Below are 12,468 nucleotides of genomic sequence, written 5' to 3'. Positions count from 1 at the left end.
GCCGCCAACGATCCCGGGCAGCCCGCTGACGCCCTGAATGATCCCACACCCACCTCGGGCGGACCGGTAATCTTCCTGTCCGTGGCGGAACCCGAGCAGACGTCGCAGCCCACCGTCGTCGTCGGCGTCGCCACGTTCCGGCGGCCCGCCGCCCTGGCCCGGCTGCTGCCCGAGCTCGTGGACCAGGTCCGGGGCCTGGCCGGCGCGGCGACGGTGGTCGTGGTCGACAACGACCCCGCCGGGGGCGCCCGGGAGCAGGTCGAGGCGTTCGCCGGAAGCAGTGTCCGCTACGTCCACGAGCCGCGGCCGGGCATCGCGGCGGCCCGCAACCGGGCCCTGGCCGAGGCCGGCGACGCCAACCTGCTGGTCTTCGTCGACGACGACGGCCTGCCCACCCCGGGGTGGCTCGGCCGGATGGTCGCGGCGTGGCTGCGCTGGCGCCCCGCGGCGGTCAGCGGCCCGGCCGTGCCGCGCTTCGAGGCGGGCGAGCCCGACGCCTGGGTGGCCGGCTCCGGGGTCTTCGACCGGACCGTCCGGACCACCGGGACCCTGCTCGGCGGGGCCAGCAGCGCCAACCTGCTGCTCGACCTGGCGCAGCTGCGGGCGTACGGGCTGGAGTTCGACGAAGCCTTCGGCCTCACGGGCGGCAGCGACACGATGCTCACCCACGCGATCGTGGCCGCGGGCGGCGAGATCCGCTGGTGCGACGAGGCGGAGGTCCTGGACTTCCACTCCGTCGACCGGATGACCCGGGCCTGGGTGCGGCGCCGGTCCTACCGCACCGGGAACGACTGGAGCCGGGTCGCCCTCGCCCTGAGCGACTCCGGGCCCCGGCGGCTGGCCGAGCGGCTCGAGCTCGTGGCCCGGGGTGCCGTCCGCGGCGCGACCGGCGTGGCCAACCAGCTCCGCGGCGTCGCGAGCGGGGACGTCAGGCGCCGCGCCCTCGGGTCCTGCCAGGTGTCGACCGCGGTCGGCGTCGTCGGCGGCGCCCTCGGCGTGGTCAGCGTGGAGTACGGCCGGCCCAAGGCCCCGTAGCCGGACGCAGCCGTCAGGCCGCCGGGACGCGCTGGCGCCGCAGCAGCCCCCGGGCCGCGGCCAGCTCGGCGCGCTGGGACGGCAGCACGAGCAGGAGCAGCCCCACCCAGGCGAGCGCCAGGCCCCCGCCGAGCAGCAGCTGCGGAACCGTGCCGTCGACGAGGCGCGTGCCGAGGTAGGCCAGCCCGCCGACGGGGAGGCTGAGGACCGCGAGGGCGACCAGGGCCTGACGCAGGAGCCGGCGGCTGTCGAGACCGGTGACCTTGCCCATGTAGAGCAGGGCGACGATCCAGTAGACGGCGAACGCGGCCGAGTGCCCCGCCGCGACCCCGACGGGTCCCCACGGAAGGCCGGCCAGGATCATCCCGATCATCAGCGGGCGGGTGACCAGGTACATCCGCAGCTGCCGGTCGGCGCGACCGCGGGCGAGGAAGCCCCAGTACGTGACCAGCCCCACCCCGCGGAACACGCCCCCGACGGCCAGCGCGACGAACACGGGAACGACGGCGGTCCACTGCGGTCCGAACAGCAGCGCGACGAGCGGGGCGGCCACGCCCGCGGCCACCGCGAAGAGCGGCCCCAGCCCGTACGTGCCGACGCGTTGCGCCTTCTCGACGTAGCGCTGGAGCGTGGGCCCGTCGTCCTGCACCCGGGAGAGCACGGGCAGCACAACCCGGCTCATGGGGTCGTTGATCTGGTTGATGGGCACCATGAGCAGCTGGTACGCCCGGCTGTAGACCCCGAGCGGACCGGCGCCCCACACCGCGCCGATGCCGACGTTGTCGACGTTGTTCGTCGCGTAGCCGAGCACCTGGGTGCCGAGGACGTGGCTGCCGAAGCGGACGAACTTCCGCACGGAGGTGTCGCGACGAGGGCGCCCCGGGCGCCACCCGCAGAAGACGACGCAGAGCACGCAGGTGACCAGCACGACGGTGCCCTGCTGCGCGACGATCGACCAGTAGCCGGCCCCGAGCACGGCGCTGGAGATGGCCACCGCCACCCCGGCCGCCTGCGCCGAGAGCTCGACGACACCGAGCGCGACGAAGCGCAGGTCGCGGCTGAGCTCCGCGCGGAACTGGGTGGTCACGCCGCTGACGACCAGCAGGCCCGCGAGCGCGACGACGACGCCGGCGACCCGCGGGTCGCCGTAGAGCGACGCGATCGGGCGGGCGAGGACGAGCGCGAGGACCGCGCAGGTGGTGCCGATGCCGACGTTGACCCAGAAGAGGTTCGTCCGCTCGGCGTCGCTCAGCTCCTTCGCCTGGATCGCCGCCGAGGAGAGGCCGAAGTCGCGGATCAGCTCGGCGACGCCGAGGACGCTGGTCGCCATCGCCACGAGGCCGAACGCCTCCGGCGAGAGCAGCCGCGCGAGCACGACCAGCGAGCCGATCTGCAGGGCGAAGCGGCCGCTCTGGGCGACGAGCGTGAACGCCGTCCCCCGGGCCGCCGCGCGGCCGAGGTCAACCACGCGCGAGGGCGGGCAGGCGATGCTCGACGGCCCGCGGCGCTCGAGCGGCCTCGCCCAGCGGCTCGCCGACGAGCAGGGTCGCGAGCGGGAGCAGCAGGACCGGGTCGAAGGCGCCGCTGTCGTCGAAGAGCAGCGACACCTCGAGCAGCGACGCGCCCGCGAGGGCGAGGAGGATGGCGAGGCCGATCGTGCCGCCCGTGCGCTCGTCCGTCGCCCGGCGGATCACGGCGACCAGCAGGAGCCCGACCAGGACGACGAGCACCACCCCGCCGGTCACCAGCAGCTGCACGGTCTCGTTGTGACCGTGGTAGACGGTGCCGCCGAGGTCGGCGGTGGTCCGGGCGATCCGCGTGTAGAAGTCCGACCCGTTGCCGACCCACGGGTGCTCGCGCCAGTAGCCCAGGCTGTTGCTCCAGATCGCCCCGCGGCCCGTGAAGGCGAGCGGGGCGCGGGTGACGAAGGGCAGCACGGCGACGAGCGCGAACGCCCCGCCCAGCACGAGCCGGTACGGCACCGACCGACGTCCGGGGGGCAGCAGCGACAGGACGGCCACGACGAGGGCGAGCGCGACCGCCCCGGCGATGGTGGACCGGGCCGCACTCCACAGGAGGGCACCCGCGGTGACCGCGAGCAGCACCGCGCGCAGCCCGCGCCGCGGCACGAGCGCGATCAGCGGCAGCCCCATCAGCAGGTACTGCCCGAGGGTGTTGCCGTGGGTGAAGACGCCGACCAGGACCCCGAAGGGCAGGATCGCCTTCTCCTCGTTGATGGCGCTGCCGTCGACCGAGCGGAAGACCCCCTGGTCGGGGAAGCCGACGCCGATGACGATCGAGACGAGGGCGACCGCGGCGGCGAGGTAGCCGAGCAGCCGGAGGTGCCGCAGGCCGGGCCGGACGAGCCAGACCGCCACGACGACGGCCGGGTAGACCAGGTCCGAGACGCCGGACGCGGCGTCGAGGGTGAAGCCGCGCACCTCCACCCACGCCCACGGCGCGAGCAGCAGGACCGGGCCCAGGAGGTCACGGCGGACGTTGCTGCGCAGCGCGTCGAGGACGACGAGGAGGCAGTAGCCGAGCAGCGCCAGCGTCAGCAGGTCGGTCGCGAGGACCGTGACCGCGCTCGGCGGCGGGGCGGCCTGGTCGACGCGGACGCGGTACTTGGCCGCGGTGAGCGTCTGGAGGATCTTGGGCACGATCGCCCAGAGCCCGACGAGGAGGAAGAGGACGCTCGCGCGGTCGTGGGTCCAGCCCGCCGTCCGGCTAGGAGGCGCGACCACGGAACGTCACCACGGGCTGGCCCGACGTCACGTACACCGACACGGTCACCGGGGCGGAGCCGGCGTCGCCCAGCAGGAACGCGTACGTGGCCTGCGCCTTCGCGCCGGCCTTGAGCGAACCGGTCAGGGGATCGGTCGGCGAGCCGGAGACGAGAGTCCCGGGGTCGCCGGCGTCGTTCGTCACGTTGACCTGCACGAAGCTCGTGTCGAGGCGCTTGCCGGTCGTGTTGACCACCTCGAGCCGGAGCAGCACGCCGGGTCCGGAGCTGTCGCTCGGGCCGCTGGCCTTGATGTCCGTCGACCGCACGGAGACCAGCGAGACCTCGGCGCCGGCGGTCTTCGTCGACTCGTCCAGCCTCTTCGGCGGGGCGGTCTCGACGGGCCGGTTGGGCTCGACGGTCCCGTCGCCGGTCGCGGTGGGGGCCGGGGCGGGCGTGGCGCTCGAGGGTGCCGACGTCGGGGCGGCGGAGGACGACGCGGCCGTGGGGGTGGCCGCGGGGGCCGAGGCGCTCGGGGCCGACGCCGACGGCGCGGGCAGGGCCGGGCGGGGTGCCGGGTCCGAGCAGCCGACGAGCAGCACGGCCGAGCCGGCGACGAGGCCGGCGAGGCGGAGCGGGACGGGGGGTCGGGTGCGCGGCAAGGTCGTCAGCTCGCGGTGACGAGGAGGTTGTCGAAGTCCAGCTGCACGGGCGCGTTGGTCGCAGCCTGCGCCTGGTAGCCCCAGACGCCGACCGAGCCGGCCTTGTTGAGCGCCTTCGTGCTGTCCTTCACGGAGAGCTGGGCGCTCGGCTCCTTGGTGCCCGCGTTCCACACCGTCGCCTTGATCGTGGCGTTCTTCGCGCTGCTGATGGTCGCGCGGAGACGGAGGATGTCGCCGGGCTCGTACGTCGTCTTCGGCTTCACCGTCTTGATCACCTTCTCCTTGCCGTCGACCACACGGCTGACGACGAGGAACAGCTTGCCGTCCTCGACGAAGACGAGCTTGGCGCGGTAGTCGGCGCTGCCCCGCTGGCGAAGCACGTACGCGGCCGTGGTCCCGTCCTTCGACCCCGTCTTGTCGATCGACACGTCGCCGACGACGTTGGCCTTGGTGGAGGACACGCGGGCGAGACTCGCGGTCCCGCCCTCGCCGGCCCCGCCCAGGCTCAGCACGCCCTGCTGGCCGTCGGTGGAGAAGGCGGCGTCGCCGTCGGTGGTCCAGGCGCCGCCCTTGTCGGCCTTGCCCCACCCGTCGGCCTTGCGCTGAAAGGCGTCAGACGCAAGCGACGACCCCCCGGTCAGGAGGGTCGTCGAGGTCCAGCCGGTCGCGCCGTCGTCGTCGGTGACCGCTAGCTTGACGAAGTAGGAGCCGGTCCCTTTGTAGGTGTGGCTGGTCTTCGCCTTGGTGCTGGTCGACCCGTCCCCGAAGTACCACTTGTACTTCTTGATCTTGCCGTCGTAGTCGACGGCCTTGCTGCCGTCGAACGTCAGCTTCTTCCCCTTGGCCTTGCTGGTGAAGACCGCCACCGGCACCGAGTTGCCGACGGCGTCCACGGTCTGGACCGCCGACGACACGTTCCCGGCGCTGTTGGTCACGGTCAGCGTGACGTCGAAGGTGCCCGCCGACCGGTACGTGTGGTCCGCCTTCATGCTCGTGGCCGAGCTGCCGTCGCCGAAGCTCCAGGCGTAGCCGGCGATCGTCGGCGTGGGGCCGTCGGCCGGAGCCGCGGAGACCGCGGCGGCAGTGGCCGCCGCGGTCTTCGCGTTGCTGATGTCCGGCGTGGACGGGCTGGCGTCGTAGCTGCACGCCAGCGAGTCGCACGACATCGTGAAGGCCGCCGTCGGCGCGACCGCCGCCGTCCGGCCCGAGTCGTTGTAGTGGTCCTTGACCTGCGTCCCGCTCAGCGCGGTCGGGTAGACGGCGACGTCGTCGATCGAGCCGCTCAGGTACTTCGAGGTGGTGGCCGTGGTGCCCGGGAGCAGGTCAGCCCCGACTCGCCAGAACCCGCCGTACGCCCGGCCCGAGGTGATCGAGGACCACGAGGCGGACTTCGCCCCGTCGGCGTAGAGCACCATGCCCGAGCCCGACGAGAGCGTCGCGACCACGTGGTGCCACGCGCCGTCGTTGTACTTCTTGGGACTCGTGATCGACCGCGAGGTGCCGGCCTGGTCGAGGTAGTAGACGAGGTTGCCCGCCGCGTTCAGGTAGACCTGCCGGTCGTGGCGGTAGCTGCTGCCGGTCGGCACGTCGCCGAAGCCCACGACCTGCCCGCCCGAGGTCGAGGTCGTCTTGAACCACGCCTCGACGCTGAAGGTGTTCGGCGCGCGGACGAAGCCGTTGTTCGACGCCGCCGAGGCGCTGACCGTCGCGTTGACCGAAGCGCCGGTGTCGGAGCCGATGGCCCCTGCGACACCCAGCCCGAGACCGGAGGCGCGGGTGAGGTCCGTCGAACCCGCCCAGTCGGTGATCGAGGTGCCGGACGACGGGTCGTCGAGGCGCCAGTAGTTCGCGGCGCCGTCGGCCTTGACCTGGTCGGAGTAGGTCGAGTCGGCCAGGTTCGTGCCGCTCGGCGTGACGGATCCCGCGTTGCTCGTCGTGGTGTTGCCGTGCGCGTCGGTCATCCGCAGCTTGTAGCTGTACGTCGTGCCGGCCGTGATGTCGGTGTCGGTGTAGGCCACCGTCGTCTGCCACCAGGGCGCGGTGAGGTCGTTGTAGGTCTTGACCACGACGTTGTTGCGGAGCAGGTCGACCTTGCTCAGCACCAGGTCGTCCCGGTCCCAGGGCGCGGCGGTCACGCGGACGGTGTTGCCCCCGACGACCTTGACGCTGGGGGTGCCGACCGAGGTGTTGGCGCTGCCGGGGTCGGAGAAGTAGACCCGCGGGCCGTCGGTGCCCGGCGCGAGGCCCGGACGGCCGAAGCGGACGAGGCCCTGCTGGGCCTTGCCGTTCACCGTCGGGAACTGGCCGCCGACGACCACGTAGTCGCTGGTGCTCTCGATCGTCAGGGTCGGCTGGCCGGAGTAGTAGCCGCTCGTCGGGCCCTGGGCGAACTGGGGGAACCAGTTGATGACGGCCGGGGCCTGGTAGGTCGAGTAGTCCTTGAACTTGGTCGGCGAGAACGAGTTCGGGAGCACGTCGCCCTTGGCGTCGGCGGTGAACGCGTTGGCGCGCCACTCGACCTGCGTCGGGCGCTGCTGCGGGAACGAGCCGATGTTGGAGCAGTCGTGCTGGTGGCTCGCGGCGTAGACCACGCCGTTGGCGATCGTGGTGTCGTACGTGTCGCCGTGGCAGTCGGCGAGCCACTTGATGGAGCCGTCGTCGGGCGTGACCGCCCAGGCCCCCTCGAAGTTGGAGTCCGTGCCGCCGAACCAGAAGCCCGCGCCGAACACGGTGGTGCCGTCGGTCTTCAACGACAGGACGCCGCCGTTGGCCCCGTACTGCTTGATGACCTTGTTCACGGCCCAGGTCTTCGTGACCCCGGTGGTGGGGTCGAGGGAGACCGACCCGGGCGCCGTGACCAGCGTCGAGTTCGAGAGGCTGCCGATGGTGGCGAACTGCCCGCCGGCGATCACGCTGCCGCCGGGGGCGACGAGGAGCGCCCGCACGGCCTGGCCGTCGCCCACCTTCGGGACCCAGGCGGTGAGCAGACCGCCGTCGGACGCGCGGAACGCGGCGAAGCGGCCGCGGTTGACGCCGTTGGCCTGCGTGAACTGCCCGCCCACGTAGACGGTGCTGCTCGTGGCGGAGATGGCGTAGACCGGCCCGCCGAGGTTGACCGCGAAGGTCGGGTCGACCTGACCCGTGGCGGTGTTGAAGGCCACGAGACGGTTGTGCGTCGCGCCGTCCACCGTCGTGAACTCTCCGCCGACGTAGAGGCGCGACTTGTCCGGCGACAGCTCGAGGACCCGCACGATGCCGTTCACGGCCGGCGCGAAGCTGCCCAGCGCGCCGCTGCTGATCGAGTAGGACAGGAGGTTGGTGCGGGCGGACTCGCTCGTGCCTGCGGCGGCACCGGCGGGGCGGGCCGAGGTGATCGAGCCGCCGGCGTACACCGTGTCGCCCACGATGGCCTGGTCCTGGACGTAGTCGCCGGCGGCGATCTGGGTGGTCGGGAGGACGTCGGACGTGACACCCGAGGAGCTGTCCGGCTGGACGGCCGCGGGCGGAGCGGCAGCGGCCGCGGCCGGCAGGCCGAACGCACCCAGCAGGCTGACGAGCGCCAGCGCCAGCGCGAGCGGCAACGACACCGCACGCCGAGGCAGCAGAGAATGAGAAGTCACGCGAGGTCCCCCGACAGAAGAATGAGTGGGGCGCTGTATCCCCCGGCCCCGCGTAGGAGTATAAGGGGGTTCTCAGACGTCGCGTGCGGACTTCGCCCGACTCCTCGCGAGAAGGAGCCGGGCGCCACGCTCAGGTCGTGAGCGAGGTCACCGACCGGAGTCGGTGTAGTGGTCCTTCACCTGGGTCGCGGTCAACGCGGTCGGGTAGACCGCCACGTCGTCGACGTAGCCGCCCAGGTAGCCGGTGGCGGTGCCCGGGAGCTTGTCCGCCCCGATCCGCCAGAAGCCGCCGTAGTTGCGGGCCGAGGTGACCGAGGTGCTGGACGCGACCTTCGCCCCGTCGACGTAGAGCACCATGCCCGAGCCCGACAGGGTCGCCACGGCGTGGTGCCAGGCGCCGTTGTTGTACGCCTTCGGGCTGGTGACCGTCCGGACCGCGCCGTTGTCGACGTGGAACACGACCTTGCCCGACGAGCTCAGCGAGATCTGCCGGTCGTGGCGGTAGCTGCTCCCGGTCGGGACGTCGCCGAACCCGACCACGGCCCCGCCGGTCGTCGACGTCGTCTTGAACCAGCCCTCCACGCTGAAGACCTGCGGCGCCCGGACGAAACCGGTGCTCGACGCCGCGGAGGCGTTGACCGTCCCGTTCACCGACGCGGCCTTGTCGGAACCGATCGCGCCGGCCGCCCCGAGACCCAGGCCCGACGCCCGGACGAGGTCGGTCGAACCGGCCCAGTCGGTGACGGCGGAACCTGAGGACGGGTCGTCCAGGCGCCAGTAGTTCTTGGCGCCGTCGCTGCGGACCTGGTTGGAGTACGTCGAGCTCGAGATCGAGGTCCCGCTCGGCACGGCGCTCGCGGAACCGCTGCTGACGACGTTGCCGTCGGCATCGGTCATCCGGAGGTAGTAGGTGTACTTCGTCCCCGCCGAGACGCTGGAGTCGGTGTAGGCCACGGTGGTCTGCCACCACGGCGCCGTCAGGTTGGTGTACGTCTTCACCACCGAGCCGTTGCGGAACAGCTCGACCTTCGCCAGCACGGCGTCGTCGCGGTCCCAGGGGGCGGCGGTGACGCGGACGGTGTTGCCGCCCACGACCTTCACCGTCGGGGAGCCGACGGAGGTGGAGGCGCTGCCCGGGTCGGAGAAGTAGACGCGCGGGCCGACCTTCTTCGGCGCGACGGACCCGCGGGCGAAGCGGACCAGACCTTGCTGGGCCTTGCCGTTCACCGTCGGGAACTGGCCGCCGACGACCACGTAGTCGCTGGTGCTCTCGATCGTCAGCGTCGGCTGGCCGGAGTAGTAGCCGCTGCTCGGGCCCTGCGCGAACTGCGGGAACCAGTTGACGACGGCCGGGGAGTCGTAGGCCGAGTAGTCCTTGAACTTGGTCGGCGACAGCGAGTTCGGCAGGAGGTCGCCCTTGGCGGCCGCGGTGAACGCGTTCGCGCGCCACTCGACCTGCGTCGGGCGCTGCTGCGGGAACGAGCCCAGGTTGGAGCAGTCGTGCTGGTGGCTCGCCGCGTAGACCACGCCGTTGGCGACCGTGGTGTCGTACGTGTCGCCGTGGCAGTCCGCGAGCCACTTGATCGAGCCGTCGGAGGGGTTGACCGCCCACGCGCCCTCGAAGTTGGACTGCGTGCCGCCGAACCAGAAGCCGGCGCCGTACACGGTGGTGCCGTCGGTCTTCAGCGACAGGACGCCGCCGTCGGTGCCGTACTGCTTGACGACCTTGTTGACCGCCCAGGTCTTGGCGGCCCCGGTGGTCGGGTCGAGCGAGACCGAGCCCGGCGCGGACGTCAGGGTCGAGGACGAGAGGGTGCCGACCGTCGCGAACTGGCCGCCGGCGATGACGTTCCCGCCGGGGGCGACGAGCAGGGCCCGCACGGCCTGGTAGTCGCCCGACTTGGGCGCCCAGGCGCTGAGCAGACCGCCGTCTGACGCCCGGAAGGCGGCGAAGCGGCCGCGGTTGACGCCGTTGGCCTGCGTGAACTGCCCGCCCACGTACACGGTGCTGCTCGTGGCGGCGATGGCGTAGACGGGCCCGCCGAGGTTGACGTTGAAGCTGCCGACGACCGCGCCGGTGCCGGTGTCGAAGGCGACGAGCCGGTTGCGCGTCGCGCCGTTGACCGTCGTGAACTCGCCGCCGACGTAGAGGCGCTTCTTGTCCGGGGACAGCGCGGTGACGCGGACGATGCCGTTGAGGCTGGGCGCGAACGACTTGAGGGCACCCGTGCTGATCGAGTACGCGAGCAGGTTCGTGCGTCGGCTCTCGCTGGTGCCCGCCGCGGCGCCGGCCGGTCGCGCCGAGGAGAAGGACCCTCCGGCGTAGACGGCGTCCCCGACGATGGCCTGGTCCTGCACGTAGCCGCCGGCGTTGATCTGGGTCGTCGGCAGCACGTCGGCCGTCACGCCCGACGAGGCGTCCGGCTGCACCACGGCGGGGGGCGCGGCCGCCTCCGCCGTCGGCAGCCCGGTCGCGCCGAGGAGGCTGACCCCCGCCAGGGCGAGCGTCAGCGACAGGATGGCGGCGCGCCGAGGCGCGGCGAAAACATGGGTCATGACGTCGGTTCCCCCGCAGGACGTGCTGTTGCGCCGGCGGAAGACCCGCCCCGGCGATGTCGCGAGGTTACGAATCGGACACGGCCGCTGTCCACACCAGGCCCCGTGCGCTCCCCGCAAGAAGGTCGGGTGCCGCTCAGGCCGTGAGCGAACTCACGCGCGGAAGCGGGCGGCCCGGACGACCCGGCCCTGGACGAGGGCGTCGCCGAGCGAGCGCCCGCGCAGGCCGACCTCGCCGTACGCCGTGAGCACCCGGTCCACGAGGTCGAAGCGGTCCACGTCGGGCTCGACGAGGCTCTGACCCCCGTCGTCGGAGCCGTCCTCCGCGCTGCCCCCGGCCCCGTCCGACGCCCCGGCGAAGGCGTCGTGGCCGAGCACGACGGCGCCCGCCCGCGCCCCCTGGAGCGCCTTGGCGACCCGGTCGTCCTGGGGCAGGTCGCGCCAGTCCCAGGTGGTCGGACCCCACAGCACCGGCATCAGGCCCGTCCGCCGCACCGCCAGCCAGGTCGCCGGGATCTGGGCGCCGTACGGCGGGCGGAACCAGCGGAGCGGCTCCCCCGTCAGCGCCTCGAGCTCGGCCCGGGCCGCCGCCGTCCGGGCCCGGACCTCGGCGCCGGAGAACCGGGTCAGCCGCTGGTGGTCGACGCCGTGCAGGCCGATCTCGTGGCCCTCGCGCCGCACCCGGGCGAGCAGCTCGGGGTGCCGACGGACCCGGGTCATCAGCACGAAGAACGTGGCGGTCGCGCCGTGCGCCGCGAGGGCGTCCAGGACGGCCGGCGTCCCGACGGGGTCGGGTCCGTCGTCGAAGGTCAGCACGATCTCCGGCGCCGCGGTCCGGACGGCCTCGACCGACCCGAGGGGTGCGGCCGCCCGGCGCAGCGTCCGCTTGAGCGCGGCGGGCAGCCCGCTCCGCGCCGTCACCGCGGGACCTCGTGCTCCGGCCGGGCGTACTCGACGTGGTGCAGCCCCCACGCGCCCCGCACCATCCCGACGCCGCGCATCGCGGCGCGGCGTCCGCGGGCCTGGTCGACCGGGCGCCGCAGCACCTCCCCCGCCGCCGCGCGGGCGCCGCCGAGGACCACCCGGGCCGTACCGCCGAGGACGGAACGCACCCGGAACGTCGCCCGGCCGGCCGGCCCGGGCGCCAGCCGGAGACCGACCCGCACCCAGGCGTCGCCGTGGCTCATCGCCCGCTCCAGCACCCACCGTCGCGTCATCCGGTCCGGCGGGACGCGGTCGACCGCGACCGACTCGGCGCACCAGACCATCGAGGCGCCCTTCGCGTGCAGCTCGCGGCTGAAGAGGGTGTCCTCGCCGCCGGCGAGCCCGACGGATTCGTCGAAGCGCTGCCCGAGGTCGCGCACCTGACCCAGGTCGAGGAGCAGGTTGCCGGCCGCGGCCACGGTGAGGGGCGCCCCGGTCGTCAGGTTGCGCCGGGTGTGGAACCGGCCGGCGGCGACCCAGGGGTCGAGCGGACCGCTGAACTCGGGGACGACCCGCCCGGCGACGAGGGCAGCACCGGTGCGCTCCCACGTGCCCACGAGCGCGGCGAGCCAGCCGGGCTCGGGACGTTCGTCGTCGTCGATCATCGCCACCAGGTCGGCGCCGAGGTCGCCCGCCGCCCCGTCGAGGATCCGGTTGCGCACCGCGGCGATGCCGGGCACCGCCTGCACGGTGTAGTGGACCCGGTCGTCCGCGGTCGCCGCCACCACGGCGCGCGCCGAGGCGGCCGGGTCGTTGTCGACCACCAGCACGTCGAGGCGTCGGTCGGCGAGCTCGTCGGCCTGGGCAAGCAGCAGCGGCAGCAGGGCCGCGAGGTCCTCGGGCCGCCGGTAGGTCGGGACGCCGACGACGACACGCGCGCTCACGGGGC

Annotated in this window: 8 protein-coding genes; 1 reads left to right on the top strand and 7 read right to left on the bottom strand. The window is 73.3% G+C overall.

All coding sequences use genetic code 11. From position 1 onward, the window contains the following. Positions 1-81: 81 nt before the first annotated feature. On the top strand, positions 82-1,035 hold the full coding sequence (locus FHX39_RS01280; protein WP_183336103.1) for a glycosyltransferase family 2 protein: 954 nt from the start codon (positions 82-84) through the stop codon (positions 1,033-1,035). Between the two features lie 13 nt (positions 1,036-1,048). On the opposite strand, the gene FHX39_RS01275 is transcribed toward FHX39_RS01280, so the two are convergent. The 7 genes from FHX39_RS01275 to FHX39_RS01245 all read right to left on the bottom strand — a co-directional run bounded on the left by FHX39_RS01275 (position 1,049) and on the right by FHX39_RS01245 (position 12,463). After that, complete coding sequence (locus tag FHX39_RS01275; RefSeq protein ID WP_183336101.1) at positions 1,049-2,503, bottom strand: lipopolysaccharide biosynthesis protein; 1,455 nt, start codon at positions 2,501-2,503, stop codon at positions 1,049-1,051. Next, on the bottom strand, positions 2,496-3,779 hold the full coding sequence (locus tag FHX39_RS21920; protein ID WP_183336099.1) for an O-antigen ligase family protein: 1,284 nt from the start codon (positions 3,777-3,779) through the stop codon (positions 2,496-2,498). Before FHX39_RS21920 ends, FHX39_RS01275 begins: the two co-directional genes overlap by 8 nt. Beyond that, on the bottom strand, positions 3,763-4,419 hold the full coding sequence (locus FHX39_RS01265) for a hypothetical protein (RefSeq protein ID WP_183336097.1): 657 nt from the start codon (positions 4,417-4,419) through the stop codon (positions 3,763-3,765). The genes FHX39_RS21920 and FHX39_RS01265 overlap by 17 nt, the downstream gene beginning before the upstream one ends. 5 nt (positions 4,420-4,424) lie before the next feature. Then, complete coding sequence (locus tag FHX39_RS21915) at positions 4,425-8,039, bottom strand: PKD domain-containing protein (protein WP_332836606.1); 3,615 nt, start codon at positions 8,037-8,039, stop codon at positions 4,425-4,427. 147 nt (positions 8,040-8,186) lie between these two features. Next, the gene (locus FHX39_RS01255; RefSeq protein ID WP_183336093.1) at positions 8,187-10,595 is read right to left on the bottom strand and encodes a LamG domain-containing protein; all 2,409 of its coding nucleotides are present in this window, start codon (positions 10,593-10,595) and stop codon (positions 8,187-8,189) included. 153 nt (positions 10,596-10,748) lie between these two features. Beyond that, entirely contained in the window at positions 10,749-11,516 is a 768-nt protein-coding gene (locus tag FHX39_RS01250; RefSeq protein WP_198423215.1) for a polysaccharide deacetylase family protein, read from the bottom strand. Further along, positions 11,513-12,463 carry a glycosyltransferase family 2 protein gene (locus FHX39_RS01245; RefSeq protein ID WP_183336091.1) on the bottom strand — a complete coding sequence of 317 codons (951 nt, stop codon included), beginning with the start codon at positions 12,461-12,463 and terminating at the stop codon, positions 11,513-11,515. The genes FHX39_RS01250 and FHX39_RS01245 overlap by 4 nt, the downstream gene beginning before the upstream one ends. Positions 12,464-12,468: the final 5 nt, after the last annotated feature.

The organism is Microlunatus antarcticus, assembly GCF_014193425.1.
In the GTDB taxonomy this organism is placed as follows: domain Bacteria; phylum Actinomycetota; class Actinomycetes; order Propionibacteriales; family Propionibacteriaceae; genus Microlunatus; species Microlunatus antarcticus.
This window is presented reverse-complemented; position numbering and strand designations above follow the sequence as displayed.